Genomic DNA, 23,454 nt, shown 5'->3' on the forward strand with positions numbered 1-23,454 from the left:
CTCACATTCCTCCTGCTAAATATTCCTCTGCATAGTGAACAGCAGTTGCCCCATCGGCTACAGCAGTTACGACCTGCCGTAATGCCTTTGTGCGGACATCCCCAACGGCGAACACACCGGGGATGTTGGTGCGGGTACTCTCATCTGCAATAATGTATCCAGCCGGATCAATCTCAATCTGATCTTTCATCAATTCGGTGGAAGGCTTTCTTCCCACGCTTACAAATACACCATCGCAAGCAAGGGTACTTTCTTCTCCAGTTTTCACGTTCCTAATCTGGATACCGGTCAGCTTTTCGTTATGGAGCAGAGCTATAATCTCACTGTCCCAGAGAAATTCTACATTTTCTGTTTTCATCAAAGGTTCATGGTAGATCTTTGTTGCTTTTAGGGTGCCTCTGCGGTGGACGACGATGACTTTTTTGCAGATATGGGAGAGAATCAGCGCATCCGCCGCAGCGGTATTGCCACCTCCTGCGATGACAACCGTTTTGTTCCGATAGAACATTCCGTCACAGGCTGCACAGTAATGGACACCTTTACCGATTAACGCCTGTTCCCCATCAACACCCAGCTCTCTGGGACCGGCTCCTGTAGCCAATACGATGGATTTTGCGTACATAGCGCCTTCGCTGGTCACAGCTTTCTTTACAGAACCTGACAGTTCCAGAGACAGCACCTCAGTCAGCTTGGTTTCCACACCAAACCGCTCCGTTCCTCTGGCCGCTTGGCACATTCTTCGGCAAAACTGTTCAATATCGATACGGATGTCCGTAAGGCTATTGTCAGAACCAATTCTATCCAGTTGACAAACTGAGGTTCCGCAATTCACGCCCAGGTGAAAACGAATCGAAGAATTGTCCTCAGTATTTGCAAAGCCTTTGTTCTGGTGTAGGTATTCACAGCGAAGCTGCCAGCATCGTTCTCCGCAGATATAGGGCGAGATATCCTGCGCAGAGACTTTAAAGAAAGGTGCTGCGTATGTATCAAACCAACGAATATATTGATTTCCTACATCACGAGTTGGTCTCTGGTTTCTGTCCAGAACAGCACGCCCATCCCGATAACGCTTTACAATTTCTGGGAAAGCAATTCCGCCACAAATATCAGGCAAAGTCAGCGCCAATGCCAAAGCAGATTGCCAGCATCCATCCTCAATGTTCAGTTCTACTTCCTCTATGCGATGTAAAAAGGTAAAGCTGACATTATCTTGAATCATAGGCATCCTCCTGTAAAAAACCGCCTGCCGGGAAACCGACAGGCGGCATACTGCCTTTTATACTTCCATCATCTATAGGCTATAGTGATTAAAGAACCAAAGAAGGAGCAGAGTAAATTCGTGCTGCCAATTCCTGATTGAGCATATACAAGCTCTTGGGATCGGAGCCAAAGAGTTCAATTTTGGAAATCAAATTATTTAGTAATTTTCCGCGCGCACTTCGAAGAATGCCTGAGGATGCTTGCAGACAGGGCAGATCTCAGGAGCCTTGGTTCCTACTACGATATGTCCGCAGTTACGGCACTCCCAGATGGTAACGCCGCTCTTCTCAAACACCTGCATGGTCTCCACGTTGCTCAAAAGCTTGCGGTAGCGCTCCTCGTGCATCTTCTCAATGGCAGCTACGCCACGGAACTGTTCAGCCAGATCATGGAATCCCTCCTCATCAGCTTCACGAGCCATGCGGTCATACATATCCGTCCACTCGGCGTTCTCACCTTCAGCAGCATGGAGCAGGTTCTCGGCAGTATCGCCCAGCTCGCCCAGAGCTTTGAACCACAACTTGGCGTGCTCCATCTCGTTCTGTGCGGTATGCAGGAACAGAGCAGAAATCTGCTCGTAACCGGCTTTCTTGGCTACTGAAGCAAAGTAAGTATATTTGTTGCGTGCCTGAGATTCACCAGCAAAGGCTTCCCACAGATTTTTCTCGGTTTTGGTGCCTGCATAGGGATTCTTTGCAGGAGCCGCAGCATCCTCAATCTTCACAAACTTGTTGGCAGGCTGCTTGCAGACAGGGCACTTAAAATCAGGTGTCATAGGACCTTCGTGAATGTAACCGCAGACTGTGCATTTCCATTTTTCCATTTTCTTTTCCTCCATTTTTTCATTGAATTGAATGTTTTTTAACAGAGATTCCACAGCATCCACAGGAATGCCGGGATACGTTTTAATACTTTCCAGAAACGATCTGGTGTTGCTGCTCTGAGGCAGCATAAAGCCGGCTTCTCTGCACAGATCCTCAGCCATCAGGCGAGAGGATTTTTCCACAGCGACGCTCAAGACATCAGGAAGCTGCGAAGCAATGTTCTCTGCCTTGGCTTTGCTTTGAACTAAGCCACGAAGTGCTTCGACAACTTTTTCTTCTTTCGGCTGCTGCGGCGGCAGTTCTTTTGGAACCATAGAGATTGCAGAGGATGGACAGGCTTCGGCACAGGCACCGCAGCCGATACACTTTTCAGGATCAATGATGCTGTTCTCTGTATCAGTCGCTCCGGTTGGGCAGACATAGAGGCAAAGGCAATCCTTGGTACACAAGCGAAGATTTCTTACTGCATATTTTTCAGCCATAGTTATGCCCTCCCTTCCATTTTTTCAAATTTCCAACTGGGAACCTTACACACTGGACATAGCTCCGGACCTATGTCACCAACATAGACAAAACCACAGACCGTGCAAACCCAGACACCGGTGTTTTCCAACATCTTGTCTCCCTCAGATTCATATCGAGTCAGCAGAGATTGGAGCATTCGGGTAACCTTTTCACTCCACACCTGACAGCGCAGACCACCCCGATCAGGCTTTTCACCGGCTATAGCATTGCCATAGGGATACCCTACAGACAAATCCTTGTCAATGAGTTCCAGCAGCTTGGCTGTGCTGGCCTCCTCGACGGGCGCAGCCTTGCTTCTGAAGAACTCTGCCAGTTTTCTGAAATCATCTGCCTGCTGGGGCAGATACTGCTTTTCGCAGCCACGGGCCAGATTGGAGCAGATGATGCTCATTTCCATGGGAGAGAGTTCCTTGTCCACATGGGGCTTTTCAAGGACCTCCTGTGACTCTGTTTTTTCTTCTTTGGGTTTGAAAGCGTCTTTGCCTGCTTTACAGACAGGACACTTCCAATCGGCAGGTAGGTCTTCCCACTTGCCACCGACAGCTTCATCGTGAATATATCCACAAATGCCGCAAACATATTGTTTCATAGGTTTTACCGCCTCCTTTATCTATATTTTATCAAATCACGACACATATTCCGTGACTTAATCACCTATTTCAGTCGCAGGAGTGATGGCCGCAGCCGTGGGAACCGCAAGAGTGACCTTCCCCATGGTGGTCGTGATGATCACACCGGACATTGGGGTTGAAGTCCAGCTCGCCTGCTGCCAGTGCTTCTGCTGCTGCATCAGCGTTGCCGGAAACACCACCATAAAGCCGGATACCCACATCGCTCAGTGCCATCTGGGCACCGCCGCCAATACCGCCGCAGATCAGGGCATCCACCTTCAGTGCACTCAGGACGCCTGCCAGTGCACCATGTCCGCTGCCGCCAGCATCCACAACCTCAGACGAAATGATTTTTCCATCTTCCACATCGTAGATTTTAAACTGTTCGGTGTGACCGAAGTGCTGAAAGATTTCTCCGTTTTCATAAGTGACTGCAATTCTCATAATATTATCTCCTTTCGGTTTTTCGTGCATCGGATGGATTTTTTGCTGATAGCAATTTTTGCACCCGTAGGCTGCGCTGTTTCCGCTGCAGAGTGTAAAATCCCCTCCTTCGATTCGCAGAGGAAGTCCCTCAACCAGCGCATCGGCCAGTTTTTTGCGGGCAGCTGCATAAATCTGCTGAACCGTTGTTCTGGCAATACGCATATATTCTCCGCATTGCTCCTGAGAAAAACCTTCACGGTCAATCAGGCGAATGGATTCATACTCATCCACATTCAGGACAATGGGAGTCAGCTCCTCGCCGCCACGAACCGGAACAAAACCATCATTATCCGGCAAACAACAAACTTTTCTGCATTTTCTCGGTCTTGGCATAGATTCACCTCCATATTATTTGCGGCATATGCCATTTATACGACCATTGTACATCTCCTTTTCCTATATGTCAACGGAATTATTGACATATGCCATAATTTATTTTATACTATGTGTATTCAAGGAGGTGTACCCATGGATTTTTCATCCTATTTTCCAATTTGGAACAAACTGACACCGACCCAGCAGCAGATTTTGGAGCGAAATGCAGTTTTACGAAAAGTGGACAAAGGGACTGTGATTCACAACGGAACTGTAGAGTGTACCGGTCTTCTGCTGGTAAGAAGCGGACAGCTTCGTGCTTATATTCTTTCCGATGAAGGACGGGAGATTAGCCTCTATCGTTTGTTTGATCGGGATATTTGCCTGTTTTCCGCCTCCTGTATGATGAACAGCATTCAGTTTGAGATCACCATTGAGGCGCAGAAGGATACCACGATGTGGGTTATTTCTGCTGACACTTATCAGCGCATTATGAAAGAGTCTGCTGTGGTAGCTAATTTTACCAACGAAATTATGGCTACCCGTTTTTCTGAGGTTATTTGGCTCATGGAGCAGATCATGTGGAAAAGCTTTGATAAAAGGCTGGCAGAATTTCTGCTGGAGGAATGCAGCTTAGAGGAAACAAACATCCTCAAGATTACCCATGAAACCATTGCGGGCCACATGGGCACCGCCCGTGAGGTAGTTACCCGAATGCTTCGCTATTTCCAGAACGAGGGTATGGTCAGGCTAACTCGTGGAACAGTGGAGGTTACAGACAAAATCAGACTGGAACAATTGCAAAATGATTAAGCAAAAAGGACATCTGCTTGCTATTAGTTGCAAGCAGATGTCCTGATTTTATGCTCGATCCATTCCGCAGGCCGTAGCCGATTCAATGAGACAGCGATCATTGGTCACAGCATCATAGAACCGGAAGCCGCCGGAGAAGTTATAGCAGTCAAAGCCGTTTCCGGCCAGGATACGACAGGCAATGTAGCTGCGCAGACCGCTCTGACAGATGACGTAGACAGGCTTACGCTTGTCCAGCTCACCCAGCCGCTCCCGCAGCTCGTCCACCGGGATGTTAAAGAAGCCGTCAATGTGTCCGTGTGCGAATTCTTCCACAGTGCGGGTGTCCAACAGAGTTACGCTTCCGTCACGAGGAAGACGATCTGCATCTTCCAGATGCCATTGTTTCAGAACACCGTTTGCGATATTCTCAACCATAAAGCCAGCCATATTTACCGGGTCTTTCGCAGAGGAATAAGGCGGTGCGTAGGCCAGATCCAGATCCTTCAGTTCCGTGGCTTTCATTCCTGCCCGGATAGCGGTGGCCAGCACATCAATGCGCTTATCCACACCTTCATAGCCTACGATCTGCGCACCCAGCAGGCGATAAGTCGCCTTTTCAAAGACCACCTTCATTGTCATGACTTTCCCGCCGGGGTAGTAACCTGCATGGCTCATGGGCGACAGGATAACCGTATCAACATCCAGCCCTGTTTTTCTGGCGTTGGTCTCATTTACGCCGGTAGTAGCGGCAGTCATGCCGAAGATCTTGATGACACTGCTGCCTTGGGAGCCGGTATAATGGCTGTCTCCGCCACAGATGTTGTCCGCAGCGATTCGTCCCTGTTTATTGGCAGGGCCAGCCAAAGAAATCAGAGCATCCTGCCCGGTGACGAAGTGCTTCACCTGCACCGCATCGCCCACGGCATAGATGTCGGAAATGGAGGTTTCCATTCGGTCATTGACCACAATACTTCCTTTAATGCCCAGTTCCAACCCGGCATCCTTTGCAAGGGTGGTTTCGGGAGAAACACCAATGGCCAGGATTACCATATCCGCATGGAGAGGCTGTTCGTCTTTCAGCAGCACATCCACGCCGCCGTCCCTTTCCTCAAACCCTTCTACGGTATGACCAAGTGCCAGCTTTACACCGTGCTTGCGCATTTCATTATGGATGAAAGAAGCCATATCGGCATCAAAGGGATTCATAAGCTGTTTTGGACGCTGGACAATGGTGACATCCATCCCCAGCTCTCGCAGGTTTTCTGCCAGCTCCAATCCAATGAAGCCACCACCTGCCAGTACAGCGGATTTGGGATGGTTTGTATTGATGTAATCCTTGATGCAGAAGGTATCTTCAACAGTGCGCAGGGTAAACAGCTTATCAAGACCTACACCGGGAAGCCGGGGCTGGGTAGGCTTGGCTCCGGGAGAGAGAATCAGCTTGTCATAGCTCTCCTCAAACTCCTCACCGGTTTCCAGATTTTTCACGGAAACGGTTTTTTCTTCAGGATGAATCGCTGTGACCTCATGGCGCACCTTCATGTTCACACGGAACCGGGAGAAGAAGCTTTCCGGGGTCTGGAGGGTCAGATCCGACCGATCGGTAATCACATCACCGATATAGTATGGCAGACCACAGTTGGCATAGGAGATATACCCCGAGCGCTCAAAAACTACGATTTCTGCCTGCTCATTCAGTCTGCGAATACGGGCGGCAGCGGTAGCACCGCCTGCCACACCGCCTACAATGACAACTTTCATATTATCGTTCCACCTTTCCTGCATAAGCGGAAATTCCGCCTATGTTTTTCACGTTGGTATAACCCAGCTGCTGCAAAACAGCAGCTGCCTGGCGGCTTCTTGCACCACTGAGACAGTGTACAAAGATGGGGGTAGCTTTATTGTCACTCATGCCAGCCACTTTGTCAATGGACTGCAAAGGAACATTTTTACTGCCGGGGATATGCCCCTGCCGGTATTCGTCGGGGGTGCGAACATCCAGCAGGACTGCGCCATCCGTAGTGCTATATTCTTTGACACCCTGATTGATGTCAGGGCCTTTCAGGAAATCGAAGAATCTCATCTTTGCACCTCCTTACAGCATGGCGAGAATCTGAGCCTTAGGTCTGGCACCGGTGACTTGATTGACAATCTTTCCGTTCTTCATAACCACCAGAGTGGGTATGCTCATCACACCGAACTGCATAGCCAGTTCCTGTTCCTCATCCACATTAATTTTAACAACCTTGATATCGGAGCGCTCCTTGGCAATCTCCTCTACCAGAGGAACTACCATGCGGCAAGGACCACACCAGGGAGCCCAGAAATCCATCAGGACGGGCTTGTCCGAGTTCAAAACCTCTTGATTGAAATTGTTTTTATTAACACTGATAGCAGACATATTTAAGTCCTCCTGTTTCCTTTTTTATGTTCTAGCCATTCCGTCTACACTGAGCACAACACCTGTGATATAGGATGCTTCGTCAGATGCCAGGAACACAAATGCATTGGCAATATCCTCCGGCTGACCCAGGCGGCGCAGAGGGATCTGCTTGATGAGCGGATCAATTACTTCCTTGGGAACAGCTTTCATCATATCGGTCAGGGTAATACCGGGAGCGACCGCATTCACTCGAATCCCCTTCGGACCCAATTCCCGGGCCAGGGAAACCGTCAGGCCATTGACAGCGAATTTGGATGCGGGATAAGCAAAGCCACTGGGCTGGCCGTAAATGCTGACCATTGAGGAGGTGGAGAGAATAACACCTTGACCTTTTGCAATCATGCACTCACTGGCGGCTCTTGTGGCATTGAACACGCCTTTTACATTCAGATCCATAACCTTATCAAAGGTTTCCTCCGTATATTCGGTAAAGGGAGTGCTTTCGGATACACCGGCATTGTTCACCAGAATATCAATGCAACCGTATTTTGAGGCAGCCTCCCGGAACGCAGTGCGGACAGACTCTAAGCTGGACAGATTGGGACTGATTCCCGCAACTGTTGCATCAGGGTACTTTTCTTTCAGCTGCGCAACCGCTTTGTCAGCAGAACCTTGTGAGCTTGCGGTCAGGATTACCCTGGCGCCTTCCTTCAAAAATTTGTCTGCGGTGGCGTAGCCAATGCCACGGCTGCCTCCGGTGATGATTGCAACTTTATCTTTCAGTCTCATAAGAATACCTCCTTGTGTTTTGTATTTGTAGTATAACCTGTTTCGGAGGTGCTCTCCGTGATAAAATCACATTTTTCCAAGAAGGAATGATAGAAAAATCATGCCCGTGCATAAATAAAAAGTCAAAGTCACGCTCCGATTAAAAATGATACCAAGGAGATACTCACGAACTTTATCACCAAGTTGGAGGATTTGACCGGAGAACAACAGTAATAAGTTGGGTGATACCGGCAAGAATCAGATCAGCATGCAGAGTCTTCTCATTTTGGGTTCGGCGTCCTGCAAGACAGAGACTGTCTTTGATGTGGTTGATATCCCTTTCGACAACAGTTCTGATTTTATAGGTATCATCCCATTCTTCGGTGCCGCGGATCGTTCCGGGATAAGCACGAAGATTCTTTTCTGGGTAGATGTAGACCATCCGCCCACATTTAGAAGAGGTACAAGGGTTGTCACAGAAACAATGACGATGGGCTTTTTGAGTTGATTTATCATAAATCCATTTCATTTTTGGACAGACAAATTTATATCTTGTTACTCCACTGCGAAGTTTGGAAGTGCCTTCGTATTTCATTTGTAAAGAAGGATCATGAGGACAACACGGAATACCATCTTCATTGATGGAATAATCCAGATTTTCAAGTCCGGATCTTGCATTCAGCGGAATATAAGCTTTCGAGAAATGTTTGTCATTACCAAAAGTGTCACCGGTAAGAAGGCTCTTATAGAGCTGTGCGGTATCGAAAGCAGCATCACCCAGGAAGGTTTTTGGATTAATCAAAGGATGCTTGGAAAAGAAGTCCTTCCGTGTCGGGATTAAAAGCTTTGAATCATGAACACATTTATCTTCGTCAGGGGAATCAGATTTCTTTTCGACAACGATATCAGGATGTGAAGCCATAAAGTTTTTGTTATAAAAAGATATGTGGCGGATGATGCCCAGTCCGTTGGTGACAATACTGAACTTGAAGACATAGCAAAAATGCCCATTGATATAGAACTGCTTGATGATCCTGTTAGCATACTTGGGATTATTTTCGGTAACAAATGCTTCGATGCCGGAAGAATCAAAGATGGTCATATCCGCTTTTGCAGAGTCAATCGCTTGACAGATAGGCTCGGTAACATCAACAAGGTTATCGAAAACAAGCTGGAGGTCATCTAAAAAATCCTGTTTGAATCGGGTGATTTTGGAAGCGTCAGGGACTTTAATAAAACCGCAGAATTCCCGAAGTGATTTTGGGTAAGCGAGAAAAGTCAGGAGAAGCTGATCCGTAGGATAGAAAAAATACGCTGAATAATCAAAGCCCACAGAAAAGCTTGCAAAGGGTATTTACGGGTTCTGCCTGTCGATGCATAGAAATGATTTCTAAAAGAAATCGGAATTAACTCATCAATATCGATATGTGTTTCTAATAGAGAAAGAAAAGCAGGTTTGTCATTTTCAAATTTTTCATGGCAATCTGAAAAAATATCTGCCAAAGAAAGCTGTTTATATGGTATCATAAGTATCAGAATAACTCCTTTCTTGGATGTAGGTTTATAGTTTTTAGTCAACTCTATTATACCATGTCCAGTGAGGAGTTATTTGTTTTTAGGTAACAAAAAATGCCGTATTTATGCGGTGTTGTGGCGTTTCGCAAACGCCTAGGAATAAAAAAGATTGAGAGGAGAAATATCATGGATCACAGGACTTTTGTAGATCAGGTCATTAAAAAGGTAACAGAGAAGACGATTTTTGGAGATGCCATACTATAACAACAGATAAAGGAACTAAAAACTGTCAGCTGGTATCATGGGAGTGATCCTGTATGATGCAGCATAAATAGGAAACAGGTACGAAAAAAGATCTGGTACTCTACCGTATACAGACATCCAGGGATAATCTGAAATCTGCAAGGATATTCAGGCAGAAGAATACAAAGGAGCAAATAACCGTACATACTTTATACTCGTCTTATTTTTGTGCGGAACTGTCTTTTTTGTAGATTCCTGCTTTATGGCTGGACGGGATGTTCAAAGAATAAGAAATGTGAATCTGTTTTTGTTGACAATACTTACCGGAAATTTTACAATGGATACAGGTACAAAGTGATGCATATTACTGTATGGAAATACGCAGAAAAACAGGATAAGGAGGTAAATTATATGAGAAGAAAATTCAGGAAAATATTATCCCTTACTACTGCAATTGCTGTGGTGGCAGGCGTGCTGCCGCTGGACGGAGGGGCATTATCCAGTAAAATTACGAATGGCGGACTTACAGTAAGTGCGGCAGAATTTACATCACCGGAGACAGGAAACGGAGTTACTCCGGAGGAGGATCCGGAAGTAACATTTTCCGATAATGATGCTTCGGTGGAAAGTGCGGAGACATTGTTTACAGACAATGACACGGCAGATAATGAAGGAGCATTACAGGACGGGGAAGAGGAGATCACCGTACAAAGTGTACAGAACCTGATAGATGCCCTGCCATCATCAGAAGAAGTCAGTGAAATGAGCTTTGAAGAGCAGGAGAAAGTATATGAAGAACTCCAGAATGCATATGAGGCTTATGAGACTCTGGCAGAGGAAGAAAAATCTCAGCTCACAGGAATGGATGCTTTTGACGAACTGTTTGATTATTTTAATGGGATGGTTAATGCTGCTGGTGCTGGGGAGAGTGGTGAACTTACTGTAACTCAGAGTGATGAGAATACAAAGCTCTATGTGTATAATGAGGCTACCCATACTCTGACAATTAATGATACGGGAAAAGAGAAGATTAAGATATCCGGTACAACGAACGTAGATCATATTGTGGTAGAGGGTGGTAATACTGTTAATATTATACTTGATGATGTAAATATTCAGCAGCCCTATGAGGGTACTAGTGCATTTCTGATTGAGACTGGAGCTATTGTTAATCTGACACTGGAAGGTAAAAATGTATTACAATCAGGTATGACATGTGCTGGATTACAGGTGGAAGGAACATTGAATATTATCGGTGGAGAAAATGACAGCCTTCAAGCGACAGGTGGTTACAATGGAGCCGGAATCGGAGGTGGTCAGGATAAAGCCGTAGGAAATATTAGAATTAATGGAGGAACAGTAACTGCTATAGGCGGTGACAATGGAGCCGGAATCGGAGGCGGTAACAATGGAACCGGAGGAAATATTTATATTACAGGAGGAACAGTAATTGCGACAGGCGGCTCCACTGGAGCCGGAATCGGAGGCGGCATCAATGGAGCCGGAGGAACCATTAAAATTGAAGGAGGAACAGTAACTGCGACAGGTGGTGCTTATGGAGCCGGAATCGGAGGCGGTATCAGTGGAGCCGGAGGAGACATTAGTATTACAGGAGGAACAGTTAGGGCAAATGCTGGTTGTTTCTTTCCTAATAACGGAGACGGAGGAGCTGGAATTGGCAATGGATGGGGCAATAATGATGTAAATAAAATAGTAATTAATGGCGGTATTGTAACAGCAAATAGTTTCAAATCAGGCGTTGCTGATATTGGCAATTTGACTGCTGTCACAGGTATGGCTGTTATTAGATGTCAAACAGGTGGAATTAAGGTATCTTCAGGGAAGAGCCTTATTATAGGGAATAGCACTACTCCTTCAAATGATACGCTAACATATTATGGAACCATCGAAAATAATGGAACCATCACAAATAATGGAACCATCGAAAATAACGGAACCATCGAAAATAACGGAACCATTAGAGGTCATGGTACTATTGATTTGCGTGGGGGTGGTTCGATTACAGGTAACGCAGTTGGATCCAGTGTTAGTTTAAGTTTTCGTGTAAAGATAACAGGTAGTAATAACATTGTTTTTGAAAACAATCAAGCAGCGAAAGATGAATTTGGTATTAAGAATGATTATGCTCAACCTTATTCAATAAAGTTGAAGGCTAATGCTGGGTATGTTTTATCCGATAGTATTTTGGTTAAAATTGCTGATAGTACAATTACAAAAGCTGATCCTTCAAATTCGAATGGATATACTTATGATAAAACCAAAGCAGAATTGATAATCCCCAGAGGATTAATAACCGGAAACATTGTAATCAATATAAAAGCAAAGTATGAGATCGAACTCACCTCTGTTGGTTCAGAAACTGACTCTACGGTGTTAAATTTTGGTAAAGAAACTTATGGTTATGCCTCAGTTCCAGCTGCGCAAGAAATCAAAGTTACTAATATTGGTGAGAAGACGGTTAAAGTAGGGTTTCCGTCAAGTGGCAATTATGAATTTGCATGGAAATCAGGATTTAATGAAAATGATAATCTGAAACCAGGTGATTTTGCATCTTTCAGCGTTCAGCCGATACTAGGACTTGATGCGGATATATATAATAATCCAATTACAGTTTCAGCAGTTTCTGATAGTAATAGTGTAAGTGATAGTTTCACTGCTAAATTTACGGTGACTCCTAAGCAGCTTGGTTCACCGAAGAATCTTACATGGAACAGCAGTACACCCGGTCAAGCGACTGTTACATGGGAAAGTGTAGATAACGCAAGTGGATATTCCGTGCAGTTGTATAAAGGTGATACTGCGTTTAACAATGCTGTGGATGTAAATGCAAATGTAACTGCAAATGAATCAGAGTATACCTGGACCTTTAACATCCAAGAGAAAGGAATCTACACAGTTAAGGTTAAGGCAAAAGGAGTAGGTAACTATGCGGACAGTGTAGAACAGACAAGTTCTTCGCTGCAGTTTTATTCTGTTGATTTCAACACAGATAATGGACAGAACCTTTCGTCACAGGTTGTCGTAAAGGACGGGAAAGTTTTAGACCCGCTGACAGGTGGCACTGTTCTTACGAAAAATGGTTATACCTTTGCTGGATGGTACAGTGACAGCAATTTTACTGAAAACAGCAAATGGGATTTTGATAATAGTACAGTTCAGAATGATACTACTCTGTATGCAAGATGGTATTTAGTGCCTGTTTACAGTTATTATACGATTACTGCTTCTGCAGGTACAGGCGGAACGATCACTCCGTCAGGAAGCTGTAGCATCCGGGAGTGGTTGGATAAGACCTTCACTATCACTCCTGACAGCGGTTATGAGATCGCGGATGTACTGGTAGATGGAAAGAGTGTGGGAGCCCGGTCTTCCTATACTTTTGAAGATGTCAGAAGCAATCATACCATTTCTGCATCTTTCTTAAAGATAGTTCCACAGGAATATCCTGACGGAACAAAGGCAAAACCGGATGGAAGCTTTGAGACACCGAATGGTACAGTGATCCTGCCTGACGGAACCATCGTTCTTCCGGACGGTATCAGAATTGAGCCGGATGAAGAAGGAAACAGACCGGTAATAGATAAAGACAATGTGGTGACAGCACCGGATGGAACCGTTTATAAGCCGGACGGCACGGTCCATAATACAGACGGTTCTGTACAGGACCATGCGGGAACATACCTCAGTCCGGCGAAGGCATGGGTCGACTTTGTAAACGCAGCTGGAAATAAGATAACGATCTTACTTACAGGGGAAGCAGCGGGAGCCGCCGGTTATGATTATGTCATCGGAACGTCTGCGGATATGCTCAAGACCAGAGAGTATTATAAAATCAGCAAAAATAAACTGGGTACCGAGACTCTGATGCAGTATGTGGAAAAAGGTACTTATTATGCTGCCTGCCACGCATGGATACGGGGAGCTGACGGAAAGAAAGTCTTCGGACCGTGGTCAGAATTGAAAGAGTTCCAGGTGGATGCAGTAACTCCGGAGACACCGAAGATTAAAAATGTAAAAGTATCGAAACAGACTGTGACAGTGACATATACAGTATGCAGTGATGCAGAAGGATATGATATCGTACTTGGAAAAGAATACAAAAAAGTAAATGAGGAGAAGCGTCCTGTAAATTACGGAACACTTGTAAAGAAAGTAAAGAATGGAAATACGGTGACAGTTACCTTTAAGAATGTAACTCCCGGAACCTATTATGCAGGTCTCCACTCCTGGAACCGTACCAGTGAAGACGGTAAGAAGGTCTTCAGTCCCTGGTCCGGTGTAAAGAAGGTCGTGGTAAAATGATCTTTTTCTCTGAGAGTGTAAGAGAAACCGGTATGATTCCTGTACAGGGATGCTGTGTATTATTAAATTTCATTGAATGAAAAGTAAAACCGATGGTATTGACTGTTCAGGTCATACCATCGGTTTTTTCTGAATAAAGGCGGAAGCATAAATGGAAGAACTTGAAATAAGATTTGATTTGGAAAAAATGTTGGATGCTAATGGTTATCCGTGGGGTCTATGGATATTCTCAGATATGAGGATAAAACATAGAGTGTTTTATTCCGACTTTTAAAGATTTATCCGTAAATTGGCATGATTTCCCGGAAAATGAAGTAAATGAGAAGCTTTTTATTGTATTGACAAGGTCCTGTTGGAGACAACATATTTTGGTCCTGATTATAATGTAAAAGTTATACTGACGCGCTGGAATGGCAGCCTTATCCTCAAAGAGCTTATCAAGATATTCTCTTAGTTGAGGAAAATCTAATTGAATTTTTTCAAAATCAGAGGGACCATCAGTTAATGCATCTGCTTCATATGAATCTATATAACAATAAGTATACATGGGTAATAGTTTGTGCTGGTATTTAGAATTTCTGATTCTTTGAAAAACTTAAAAAGTACAAGAATTGTGATTGCACATCGATTGTCCACAATCAAAGAATGTGATCGGATTATTGTTTTGGATAAAGGGCGTATTATTGAAGATGGTACCTACCAGTCTTTGAGTAAAGCAGGAGGTTTCTTTTCTGAATTGGTTGAAAGGCAAAAAATCTAAGGTTTTTATACCTGTACAATCGTGCAGAAAAAACAGTATTGTAAGGAGATATCCTTTCAAATAAATAAGAAAATGGAGGAAAAAAACATGAATGAAAACTTAAAACAGGCTATTTTAAAGGTGAAGGAAATGCCGGAAGTTCAGGAAAAGCTTACAAAGGCAGAGACATTGGAAGAAGTGTATGAGATTATGCAGTCTGCTGGGTTCACAGTGAGCTTTATGGGATCGATGATGCGGTAAAGGATGCGTGGAAGCTGTAAACAATTCATGAAAACACTTGACAACCTTAACTTTACCATACTAAAATGTAAAAGATTTAAAATGAAGGAATAAGTACAGATCACATCCCTCACGGATTGCACATGAGGACGTCAAGGAGGATATTATGAAGAAATACAGTGACATGACCAAAGAAGAACTTCTCACTCTGAAAGCTCAGTTGGAAAAAGAATTCGCAGACATCAAAGCACAGGGGCTGACCCTGGATATGTCCCGTGGAAAACCATCTGCAGCTCAGCTGGATCTTTCCATGGAAATGATGAGCGTATTAAACAGCGATTCAAATCTGAAATGTGAAACAGGTGTAGACTGCCGTAACTATGGTGTTATCGATGGAATCCCGGAAGCAAAGCGCCTCCTTGGAGAAATGTCTGAGGTAGACCCGGAGCATATTATTATTTACGGAAACTCCAGCTTAAACGTAATGTTTGACAGTATTGCCCGTTCTATGACACAGGGAGTAATGGGAAATACTCCATGGTGCAAACTGGACAAGGTAAAATTCCTCTGTCCTGTGCCAGGTTATGACCGTCATTTCAAAATCACAGAATTCTTCGGAATTGAGATGATCAATGTACCAATGACTCCACAGGGACCTGATATGGATATGGTAGAAAAGCTTGTCAGCGAAGATCCTGCTATCAAGGGAATCTGGTGTGTGCCGAAATATTCCAATCCACAGGGCTACACCTACTCTGCAGAGACAGTAGACCGCTTTGCTCATCTGAAACCTGCAGCTTTGGACTTCCGTATTTACTGGGATAACGCGTACAGCATCCATCATCTCTATGATGACAAACAGGACTTCCTGGTAGAAATCCTGGAAGCATGTGCAAAAGCCGGAAACCCTGATCTGGTATATAAATTTACTTCTACATCCAAGGTAAGCTTCCCGGGCTCCGGAATTGCAGCTGTAGCAGCATCTAAGGCAAACCTGGAGGATTTCCGCAAGTATATGCAGATTCAGACCATCGGACATGACAAATTAAACCAGCTTCGTCACGTAAGATTCTTCAAGAATCTGGAGGGACTTCATGCGCACATGAGAAAACATGCAGATATTCTCCGTCCGAAATTTGAAATGGTTCTGGATACTCTGGACAGAGAACTTGGAGGACTGGGAATCGGTGAGTGGACAAAGCCTCACGGTGGATATTTCATCTCTTTTGACTCCATGGAGGGATGTGCAAAGGCTATTGTTGCCAAAGCAAAGGAAGCAGGAGTTGTCCTTACAGGAGCAGGTGCAACTTATCCATACGGCAAGGATCCAAAAGATTCCAATATTCGTATTGCGCCAAGCTTCCCGACTCCGGAAGAGCTTGGAAAAGCAGCAGAAGTATTTGTACTCTGTGTAAAACTTACAAGTGTGGAAAAGCTTCTGGAGAATGCCTGAACTGAATAAAAAACTACGATAACGATAAACTGCCCGGCATATTTTTGTGTGCCGGGCGGTTGTGGTTGGAAAGGGGAGAAAAATGAGTACCCGGAAAAAAATTCTGATCAGCCTGATCATCCTCCTGTTTTTGCTCACAGCAGGCGCTTATGGATATGGGGTTTATTATTTTACCAGTCATTTCCTGCCTGGGTCTATGGTAAATGGATTTAACTGTTCCTATATGACAGTAGAGGAATCAGAGAAACTTCTGGGTGAACGGATCGGCGCTTATGTGCTGGCTGTGGAAACCAGAAATAACGGGCAGGAGAGTATCAGTGCCCAGGATGCAGGGCTTTCCTACAAGTCTGACGGCAGTGTAAACCAGCTGGTAAAGGAACAGCAGCGTTTCCGCTGGTTCCTGGCTTTTAATCAGCATCAGGACTATGAGATCCCATCTTCAATCCAGTATGATGAACAGAAGGAAGAAACGGCAGTTGCCGCTCTGAAATGTATGCAGCCTGAGAACAGTACGGAGCCTTCGGATGCATATATTGCAGAGAAAGATGATAAATTTGTAATTATTCCAGAGGTAGAGGGAGCAGCCCTGGATCCGGAAAAGACCTGCCAGGTAATCCTGGATGCTATGCTTACCGGAAAAGTGGCTGTAAATCTGGAAGAAGGCGGCTGCTATAAGAAACCGTCTGTTTATCAGAATGATGAAATGCTGGTGAAAAACTGTGAGCAGATCAATAAGCTGACAGATGTGGTGATCACCTATGATTTTGATGACCGCACAGAGACTGTAGACAGAGAGACGATTAAAAACTGGCTGAAGAAAGACAAAAAAGGTAATTATACTCTGGACAAAAAACAGGTGACTGCTTATGTGAAGGGTCTGAGCGAAAAGTACGATACTGTTGGAAATAGCAGAATCTTTCATACCTATGACGGGCAGGAAATCACAGTAGAGGGCGGTAATTATGGATGGCAGATCGATCAGGAAGCAGAGGTAAAGGCATTGACAGGGCTGATCAAAGAAGGCAAAACCCAGGTAAGAGAGCCGGAGTACGCCCATGAGGGATTAAGCCGTAAAACCAATGATATCGGATATACCTATATAGAAATCAGTCTTACTGCCCAGAGGATGGTATATTACAAAGACGGAGTTCCTACAGCAGATGCGCAGATTCTTACCGGAAATCCCAATGTTCCCAACTGTTCTACCCCTGTGGGCTGCTATTCCACAGGAGAGAAAATATCCGGATATACAGTACCGGGAGAGGATTATCCTGGATCTGTAAATTACTGGATTCCTTTTGGCGGAGGCCTGGGAATCAATGATGCCCCTTGGAGAACAGAATTCGGTGGACAGATTTATGATTTTGAGGGAACTCATGGCTGTATCTGCGCACCGGCCGATCAGGTTCAGATCATTTACAGTGCAGTGGAGAAAAATACTCCGGTTATCATTTATGGATAGTTGTTATTTTGGAACAATCGTATTATAATAACGGCATGTGTTATAAGGAGGAATAAAATGAAGATTGTTGTATTGGCTGGAGGAACAAGTACAGAACGTGCCATTTCCATTATATCCGGAACTGGTATTTGTAAGGCTTTGCGCCAGAAAGGACATCAGGCAATTCTTGCAGATGTTTTTTGTGGAGTGGAGAATGTAGACTGGGAGAATCCTTTCCCTGAGGAATATGATGTGGACGCTGCCTCTGCATATATGTCCGGGTTTGATGATAAAATAGAAACTATGAAAAAAGAACGCAGAAGCTTTTTCGGGGAAAATATCCTGAAGCTCTGTGAAATGGCAGACATTGTTTTTCTAGGACTGCATGGCTCCAATGGAGAAGATGGCAGACTTCAGGCCACTTTTGACCTGATGGGAATCCGGTATACAGGAACAGGATATCTTAGCAGTGCAATGGCTATGGATAAGGGAATCACCAAGCAGATGTTTATGATGAACCATGTACCTACACCAAGGGGAGTTTCTATGGTAAAGTCTCAGATGACTACAGATCTGAAGGCGCTGGGAATGGAATTCCCTGTAGTGGTCAAGACCTGCTGCGGCGGTTCCAGTGTGGGAGTTTATATTGTAAATGACCAGAAGGAATATGAGCAGGCGCTGAAGGATGCCTATTCCTATGAGGATGAGGTAGTTATTGAGGAATATATTAAGGGACGTGAGTTCTCGGTGGCTGTAGTAGACGGGAAAGCATATCCTGTCATAGAAATTGCTCCCATACAGGGATTCTATGATTATAAAAATAAATATCAGGCCGGATCTACCATCGAGACCTGTCCTGCAGAGCTTTCACCGGAGCTTACCGAAAAAATGCAGCATTATGCAGAGGCAGGAGCGAAGGCTTTGTTTATGGAGGGATACTGCCGTCTGGATTTCATGATGAAGGAAAACGGGGATATGTACTGTCTGGAGGCCAATACCCTGCCGGGAATGACACCTACCAGTCTGATCCCTCAGGAAGCCAGAGTACTTGGAATTGATTACCCTACCCTCTGTGAGAAACTGATCGAAGTGTCTTTGAGAAAGTATCAGTAGTCTGGAGCCGGAGCTGTCAGGACAGAAGCCAACAGAATCCAAAAGAAGAGAAAACAGAAAGAAGATATTATGAAGAATTTAACTCTGGAACATATTACACAGGTCTGCGGAGGCACTTATTATGGACCGGCAGACAAAATGCAGGAAGAGGTGCAGTCTGTTGTTACTGACAGCAGAAAGGCAGATAAGGGTTGTCTGTTTGTGCCTATTGTAGGAGAGAGAGTAGATGCCCACAGATTTATCCCTCAGGTGATGGAAGCAGGAGCACTGGCAACATTGTCTGAGCATGTGCTGGAAAGTGCAGATTTTCCATACATTGTGGTGGAATCCTCCCTTCAGGCAGTAAAGGACATTGCGGAATTCTATCTGAAGCAGCTTCAGATCCCGGTAGTTGGGATTACCGGAAGTGTAGGTAAGACCAGCACCAAGGAAGTAATCGCTTCTGTACTCAGCCAGAAATACCGCACTTTGAAAACACAGGGAAACTTTAACAATGAACTGGGATTGCCCCTGACTGTGTTTCGCCTGCGGGAAGAGGATGAACTGGCAGTGTTGGAAATGGGAATCAGTGATTTTGGAGAGATGACCAGGCTGGCAAGGATTGCCAGACCGGATACCTGTGTGATCACCAATATCGGTACCTGCCATCTGGAGAATCTGGGAGACAGAGATGGTGTACTGCGTGCTAAGACAGAAATATTCAAATTTCTGAAGAAAGACGGCCATATTGTATTAAACGGAGACGATGATAAGCTATCTACTGTAAAAGATTATGAGGGAATTTCACCGGTATTTTTTGGGATGAATGGAGAATGCCAGGTATATGGAGACCAGATCATCAGCCGTGGACTAAAGGGAATGACCTGTACCATACATATGGGAGATGTTGTTTTTACAGTGGATATTCCTATGCCGGGACGTCATATGGTATATAATGCTCTGGCAGCGGCAGCTGTGGGCAGGATTTATGGACTGACACCGGAGCAGATCAAGGCCGGAATTGAGAGCCTGGAGCCGGTAAGCGGACGTTTTAAAATGATTGAGACAGAGAAATTTCTGATCGTGGATGACTGCTATAATGCCAACCCAATGTCCATGAAGGCTTCCCTGGATGTGCTTCAGGACGGAGCCGGACGTAGAGTAGCTATTCTTGGTGACATGGGAGAGCTGGGAACCAATGAGGCGGAGCTTCACAGGGAAGTGGGAGAGCATGCCGGTAAATGCAGAATAGATGTACTGATCTGTACAGGTGCACTCTGCAAGAATATGGCAAAAGCAGCAGCTGAGGCGAATCCCTCCCTGGAGGTGATTTATGAGCCGGACAGAGAAAGCCTTCTGGCTCATCTGAAAAAATATGTACAGAAAGAGGATACGATTCTGGTAAAAGCATCTCATTTTATGAAGTTTGAGGAAGTTGTTGAAGTATTACAGAAAATGTAAAAGAGGAAAAGCAAATACCGGTTGGTGTGTGCTGAAGAAAATGAAATAGACAGGAATAGATGCAGAATCTGCTTTATGTGCAGGTTCTGTATTTTTGTAGCTGAATTTGACGAACGAATTTAGTTTCCCGGGGGCTTTGACAGAGGTATAATACATTTATGGAGATTTCGAAAAATACCTTGAGACTGTGAAACAGGAAGAGGAATTTTTCGGAATGACTGCAGTTCAGAATCAGAAGGAGGATGTTATGGCGGAGAAGGTCATGAATCTGCATCTTCTGCTCTATGCAATGGCTGCCCTGGGTGGCCTGGGAGCGGCAGGGATGCTAACAACACATCTTACTTATCGAAGACTGATCAGAAAAAACACAGGGATAAAATCAAATCTCAAAGAGAAATGGATGAATTTATGGAGAACCAGGGACAGGCTTCTGAACAGGATGAATCGTATGGTATGGTATCCTTCCCTTTTCTGTACGGCTCTCCTGGTGACTGCGATTTCCCTTACTGCAACCGGTGCCGGACAGAAGGGGGTGCCTCTTGCCTATCTTTATGTAGGGGCAATTGTACCGGCAGCTCTTTTGCTGCTTCGCCAGGCTTTGGATTTTACCTATAAGGAGGAGCTTATTATGAATACACTTTCTGATTATGTGGAGCAGGTCAGGATCTGGACAGAGGAAACTCCGGCAGCAGGAAAGCCGGATGAGGCTTCCAGAGAAGAAATTGTAGAACATATTGCAGAGAGTATCCGGCAGACTGCGGCTGCAGGAAGCCATTTCAGCAGAATGCTTACTCCTGAGGAAGAGGAGATCATGAGAGAGATCATCCGGGAGTTTATGGATTGACAAAGAGGACGGTCTATTGACCGTCCTCTTCTATAACCTGGATCTCCAGATAATCAAAATCAATCTGTTCAATGAAGTTATCCTGATAAAATCTGGCTTTGTCATGTTTTTGGAAATCCTTGACAGTGGAATCCAGCCAGATAGGATTTTCCAGATCCATTTCATAACAGACGGATTCCAGCCCCCGGAATATTTTGTGGGTTCTGGTATCCTGGGAATCGTCACATATTACAGTATCTCTTAATAAACGGTTATCTTTCCATATTTTGCCCCATAAACGAAACATAATTTGCCTCCCTGATTCGGTTGTCTGCAGATAGTGATGAAAACAGTATAGAGGATTACAGGCAAAATGTAAAGAAACAGTAGACAGTAAAGGGAAGAAAAGCTATGGGAAACAGTATCGAAAACGATTAAGCTAAAGTTCGGATAAATAGTTGGAAAAAGCGAAAATAGTCAAAAAATATAAAAGGACAAGTTTCTTGTGAAAACAGGGAAAAGTAAAAATGCACAATAAAACGGGTTAAAAATATAGCGAATTATACGAAACGCATAATTTAAGCAAAATAAGCATTGACAAATTAGTGAAAGTGAGGTTTAATAAAGGAAAGAAAACGATTAAGTAAAACAAATCAAGGAAAACTTAATCGAAAGGTGTTTCGAAAATTGGATTTGAGAAGCACACACACCAAAAGGAACGAAATTATTTTAATTTTAAAAGGAGGACACACAATGAAGAAAAAAGTCATGGCAGTTGCACTTGCAGCAGCAACAGTTGTATCAATGGTAGGCGCTACAGGCGTAAGCGCAGCTACAGAGGTTGCAAAGAATGATCTGGCTTACAAGGGTGAACTTGAGATCATGCATTACTCTACATCAGAGGAGTCTGAAGGAAACGGTGGATCTGATGGATTCCGTACAACTCTTGCAGCATGGCAGGAAGCTCATCCGGACATTACATTGAACGAAAATGTTCTTGCAAATGCAGAATACAAAACACAGATCGCTACATTGGCAGCAGCAGATAACCTTCCGGATGTATTCTTACTTCAGGGTATGAATACCAAGGCATGGGCTGAGCAGGGACTGGTTATGGATCTGACAGACACAATTAAAGCTTCTCCGTATTATGATAAATATGATCAGGATTACTTTACACCATTTAAGGTTGGCGATAAGCTTTATGGATATCCGGTACTGACAGGTGGTACTTGTACAGTAGTTATCTATGACAAGGCTATGTGGAAAGAAGCAGGATACGATACATTCCCATCTACATGGGAAGATGTTGAGAAAGCTTCCGAATATTTCCAGGAGCAGGGTATTGACACTGTTGCATTTGGTAATGGCGGAAAATGGCAGGCAAACAGCGATTTCCTTTCTACTTTAGGTAACAGATATACAGGTAAAGATTGGTTCCAGGGTCTGATTGACAACAGCGGTTCCAAATTTACTGACGAAGCATTTGTAAAAGCTCTGACAGAAACACAGCATCTGTTCACAGAAACCAAGATCTTCAACGAAGACTTCAACTCTGTAACAAACGAAGATGCACGTGAGTACTATATCTCCGGTGATGCAGCAGCATTTATCGGTGGTAACTGGGATGAATCCTATATCGCAGCAACTCTGAAAGAAAGCGATGAAGAGAAATACAACAACATCGGCTTTGCAGTTCTTCCACAGCCTGCAGATGCAACAGAGGATCCTGATTCTCAGAACATCGGTCTTGGATATGCAGTAGCAATCAATCCTAAGGTTGCTGACGATGCTGACAAATTAGCAGCAGCTATTGACCTTGCACAGGAACTTACAGGACCTGCATTCTCCTCTTATGTAGCAGAGAACTATGCACTTAGCGGATTAACAAAGACAGACGATGTTGACCTGAGCAAATTCGACCAGATTACACAGGACTTCTACAACTACTCTTATGTTGATACAACAAAATGCGAGATTTATGACTCCTACATCAACAGCGCTGTATGGGATGTTCTTAACACAGATCTTCAGACTATGATGAATGGTGATATGACTCCGGAAGATGTAGCAGCAAATGCTCAGAAAGCATACGAAGAGAACTATAAATAGATTATATAAATAAGAATATAAATCTATAAGCAATGACCGTTCTGC

At 44.4% G+C, this 23,454-nt stretch carries 19 protein-coding genes and 3 pseudogenes; 10 read left to right on the forward strand and 12 right to left on the reverse strand.

Annotation, left to right across the window (positions count from 1 at the left end):
• Position 1: 1 nt before the first annotated feature.
• The 6 genes and pseudogenes from ACTNDS_RS03065 to ACTNDS_RS03090 all read right to left on the reverse strand — a co-directional run bounded on the left by ACTNDS_RS03065 (position 2) and on the right by ACTNDS_RS03090 (position 4,039).
• Positions 2 to 1,219 (reverse strand): NAD(P)/FAD-dependent oxidoreductase, encoded by a 1,218-nt coding sequence (locus ACTNDS_RS03065; RefSeq protein WP_441033540.1) that lies wholly within the window; start codon positions 1,217 to 1,219, stop codon positions 2 to 4.
• Positions 1,220 to 1,307: 88 nt separating this feature from the next.
• Positions 1,308 to 1,397 (reverse strand): annotated as a pseudogene (locus ACTNDS_RS03070) (ferritin); the annotation flags it as partial.
• Between the two features lie 20 nt (positions 1,398 to 1,417).
• Positions 1,418 to 1,978 (reverse strand): rubrerythrin, encoded by a 561-nt coding sequence (gene rbr / locus ACTNDS_RS03075; protein ID WP_441033857.1) that lies wholly within the window; start codon positions 1,976 to 1,978, stop codon positions 1,418 to 1,420.
• Between the two features lie 18 nt (positions 1,979 to 1,996).
• A pseudogene (locus ACTNDS_RS03080) lies at positions 1,997 to 2,566 on the reverse strand (4Fe-4S binding protein); the annotation flags it as partial.
• A gap of 2 nt (positions 2,567 to 2,568) precedes the next feature.
• Entirely contained in the window at positions 2,569 to 3,198 is a 630-nt protein-coding gene (locus ACTNDS_RS03085; protein ID WP_441033543.1) for a rubredoxin-like domain-containing protein, read from the reverse strand.
• 70 nt (positions 3,199 to 3,268) lie between these two features.
• Positions 3,269 to 4,039 carry a NifB/NifX family molybdenum-iron cluster-binding protein gene (locus ACTNDS_RS03090; RefSeq protein WP_235254956.1) on the reverse strand — a complete coding sequence of 257 codons (771 nt, stop codon included), beginning with the start codon at positions 4,037 to 4,039 and terminating at the stop codon, positions 3,269 to 3,271.
• A 135-nt stretch (positions 4,040 to 4,174) separates the two neighbouring features.
• Between ACTNDS_RS03090 and ACTNDS_RS03095 the strand changes: the two genes are divergently transcribed.
• Positions 4,175 to 4,834 carry a Crp/Fnr family transcriptional regulator gene (locus ACTNDS_RS03095; protein WP_441033547.1) on the forward strand — a complete coding sequence of 220 codons (660 nt, stop codon included), beginning with the start codon at positions 4,175 to 4,177 and terminating at the stop codon, positions 4,832 to 4,834.
• A 48-nt stretch (positions 4,835 to 4,882) separates the two neighbouring features.
• Here ACTNDS_RS03095 and ACTNDS_RS03100 read toward each other — a convergent pair whose 3' ends face one another.
• From ACTNDS_RS03100 to ACTNDS_RS03120, 5 genes and pseudogenes are all read right to left on the reverse strand, one after another.
• Positions 4,883 to 6,577, reverse strand: a complete 1,695-nt coding sequence (locus ACTNDS_RS03100) for an FAD-dependent oxidoreductase (protein ID WP_441033859.1) — start codon at positions 6,575 to 6,577, stop codon at positions 4,883 to 4,885.
• Between the two features lies 1 nt (position 6,578).
• Complete coding sequence (locus tag ACTNDS_RS03105) at positions 6,579 to 6,899, reverse strand: rhodanese-like domain-containing protein (RefSeq protein WP_441033550.1); 321 nt, start codon at positions 6,897 to 6,899, stop codon at positions 6,579 to 6,581.
• Between the two features lie 12 nt (positions 6,900 to 6,911).
• Positions 6,912 to 7,217 (reverse strand): thioredoxin, encoded by a 306-nt coding sequence (trxA, locus tag ACTNDS_RS03110; RefSeq protein ID WP_118718022.1) that lies wholly within the window; start codon positions 7,215 to 7,217, stop codon positions 6,912 to 6,914.
• Between the two features lie 24 nt (positions 7,218 to 7,241).
• A complete protein-coding gene (locus ACTNDS_RS03115) occupies positions 7,242 to 7,988 on the reverse strand; it encodes an SDR family NAD(P)-dependent oxidoreductase (protein WP_441033553.1) in 747 nt (248 codons plus the stop codon).
• 175 nt (positions 7,989 to 8,163) lie between these two features.
• Positions 8,164 to 9,494, reverse strand: a pseudogene (locus tag ACTNDS_RS03120) (transposase).
• 642 nt (positions 9,495 to 10,136) lie between these two features.
• On the opposite strand from ACTNDS_RS03120, the gene ACTNDS_RS03125 reads away from it, so the two are divergent.
• The 8 genes from ACTNDS_RS03125 (at position 10,137) to ACTNDS_RS03160 (ending at position 21,318) form a co-directional block, all read left to right on the forward strand.
• Positions 10,137 to 14,048, forward strand: a complete 3,912-nt coding sequence (locus tag ACTNDS_RS03125) for an InlB B-repeat-containing protein (RefSeq protein WP_441033556.1) — start codon at positions 10,137 to 10,139, stop codon at positions 14,046 to 14,048.
• A 151-nt stretch (positions 14,049 to 14,199) separates the two neighbouring features.
• A complete protein-coding gene (locus tag ACTNDS_RS03130; RefSeq protein WP_441033559.1) occupies positions 14,200 to 14,322 on the forward strand; it encodes a hypothetical protein in 123 nt (40 codons plus the stop codon).
• A gap of 573 nt (positions 14,323 to 14,895) precedes the next feature.
• A complete protein-coding gene (locus ACTNDS_RS03135; RefSeq protein WP_441033562.1) occupies positions 14,896 to 15,048 on the forward strand; it encodes a Nif11-like leader peptide family natural product precursor in 153 nt (50 codons plus the stop codon).
• A 145-nt stretch (positions 15,049 to 15,193) separates the two neighbouring features.
• Positions 15,194 to 16,480, forward strand: a complete 1,287-nt coding sequence (locus tag ACTNDS_RS03140) for an aminotransferase (RefSeq protein WP_441033565.1) — start codon at positions 15,194 to 15,196, stop codon at positions 16,478 to 16,480.
• An 82-nt stretch (positions 16,481 to 16,562) separates the two neighbouring features.
• Positions 16,563 to 17,942 carry a peptidoglycan binding domain-containing protein gene (locus ACTNDS_RS03145; protein WP_441033568.1) on the forward strand — a complete coding sequence of 460 codons (1,380 nt, stop codon included), beginning with the start codon at positions 16,563 to 16,565 and terminating at the stop codon, positions 17,940 to 17,942.
• A gap of 57 nt (positions 17,943 to 17,999) precedes the next feature.
• Positions 18,000 to 19,034, forward strand: coding sequence for a D-alanine--D-alanine ligase family protein (locus ACTNDS_RS03150; protein ID WP_173743290.1), 1,035 nt, complete (start codon positions 18,000 to 18,002; stop codon positions 19,032 to 19,034).
• Between the two features lie 69 nt (positions 19,035 to 19,103).
• A complete protein-coding gene (locus tag ACTNDS_RS03155; protein ID WP_441033572.1) occupies positions 19,104 to 20,474 on the forward strand; it encodes a UDP-N-acetylmuramoyl-tripeptide--D-alanyl-D-alanine ligase in 1,371 nt (456 codons plus the stop codon).
• Positions 20,475 to 20,721: 247 nt separating this feature from the next.
• Positions 20,722 to 21,318, forward strand: a complete 597-nt coding sequence (locus tag ACTNDS_RS03160; protein WP_044997334.1) for a hypothetical protein — start codon at positions 20,722 to 20,724, stop codon at positions 21,316 to 21,318.
• Between the two features lie 13 nt (positions 21,319 to 21,331).
• Here the strand turns inward: ACTNDS_RS03160 and ACTNDS_RS03165 are convergent, their stop codons facing one another.
• On the reverse strand, positions 21,332 to 21,604 hold the full coding sequence (locus tag ACTNDS_RS03165; protein WP_441033576.1) for a hypothetical protein: 273 nt from the start codon (positions 21,602 to 21,604) through the stop codon (positions 21,332 to 21,334).
• A gap of 446 nt (positions 21,605 to 22,050) precedes the next feature.
• On the opposite strand from ACTNDS_RS03165, the gene ACTNDS_RS03170 reads away from it, so the two are divergent.
• Entirely contained in the window at positions 22,051 to 23,409 is a 1,359-nt protein-coding gene (locus ACTNDS_RS03170) for an ABC transporter substrate-binding protein (RefSeq protein ID WP_441033579.1), read from the forward strand.
• The last annotated feature ends 45 nt before the right edge of the window (positions 23,410 to 23,454 follow it).

Origin of the sequence: Blautia sp. HCP3S3_C12 (genome assembly GCF_052064155.1) — a bacterium.
Lineage (GTDB): Bacteria > Bacillota > Clostridia > Lachnospirales > Lachnospiraceae > Blautia_A.

Bases quoted from the DNA above. Each gene is read 5' to 3' on its own strand.
- ACTNDS_RS03170 (WP_441033579.1), top strand. From the start codon at position 22,051: ATGAAGAAAAAAGTCATGGCAGTTGCACTTGCAGCAGCAACAGTTGTA.
- ACTNDS_RS03130 (WP_441033559.1), top strand. From the start codon at position 14,200: ATGGAAGAACTTGAAATAAGATTTGATTTGGAAAAAATGTTGGATGCT.
- ACTNDS_RS03165 (WP_441033576.1), bottom strand. From the start codon at position 21,604: ATGTTTCGTTTATGGGGCAAAATATGGAAAGATAACCGTTTATTAAGA.
- ACTNDS_RS03160 (WP_044997334.1), top strand. From the start codon at position 20,722: ATGGCGGAGAAGGTCATGAATCTGCATCTTCTGCTCTATGCAATGGCT.
- ACTNDS_RS03085 (WP_441033543.1), bottom strand. From the start codon at position 3,198: ATGAAACAATATGTTTGCGGCATTTGTGGATATATTCACGATGAAGCT.
- ACTNDS_RS03065 (WP_441033540.1), bottom strand. From the start codon at position 1,219: ATGATTCAAGATAATGTCAGCTTTACCTTTTTACATCGCATAGAGGAA.
- ACTNDS_RS03125 (WP_441033556.1), top strand. From the start codon at position 10,137: ATGAGAAGAAAATTCAGGAAAATATTATCCCTTACTACTGCAATTGCT.
- ACTNDS_RS03150 (WP_173743290.1), top strand. From the start codon at position 18,000: ATGAAGATTGTTGTATTGGCTGGAGGAACAAGTACAGAACGTGCCATT.
- ACTNDS_RS03155 (WP_441033572.1), top strand. From the start codon at position 19,104: ATGAAGAATTTAACTCTGGAACATATTACACAGGTCTGCGGAGGCACT.
- ACTNDS_RS03095 (WP_441033547.1), top strand. From the start codon at position 4,175: ATGGATTTTTCATCCTATTTTCCAATTTGGAACAAACTGACACCGACC.
- ACTNDS_RS03140 (WP_441033565.1), top strand. From the start codon at position 15,194: ATGAAGAAATACAGTGACATGACCAAAGAAGAACTTCTCACTCTGAAA.
- ACTNDS_RS03135 (WP_441033562.1), top strand. From the start codon at position 14,896: ATGAATGAAAACTTAAAACAGGCTATTTTAAAGGTGAAGGAAATGCCG.
- ACTNDS_RS03105 (WP_441033550.1), bottom strand. From the start codon at position 6,899: ATGAGATTCTTCGATTTCCTGAAAGGCCCTGACATCAATCAGGGTGTC.
- ACTNDS_RS03090 (WP_235254956.1), bottom strand. From the start codon at position 4,039: ATGCCAAGACCGAGAAAATGCAGAAAAGTTTGTTGTTTGCCGGATAAT.
- trxA (WP_118718022.1), bottom strand. From the start codon at position 7,217: ATGTCTGCTATCAGTGTTAATAAAAACAATTTCAATCAAGAGGTTTTG.
- ACTNDS_RS03145 (WP_441033568.1), top strand. From the start codon at position 16,563: ATGAGTACCCGGAAAAAAATTCTGATCAGCCTGATCATCCTCCTGTTT.
- ACTNDS_RS03100 (WP_441033859.1), bottom strand. From the start codon at position 6,577: ATGAAAGTTGTCATTGTAGGCGGTGTGGCAGGCGGTGCTACCGCTGCC.
- ACTNDS_RS03115 (WP_441033553.1), bottom strand. From the start codon at position 7,988: ATGAGACTGAAAGATAAAGTTGCAATCATCACCGGAGGCAGCCGTGGC.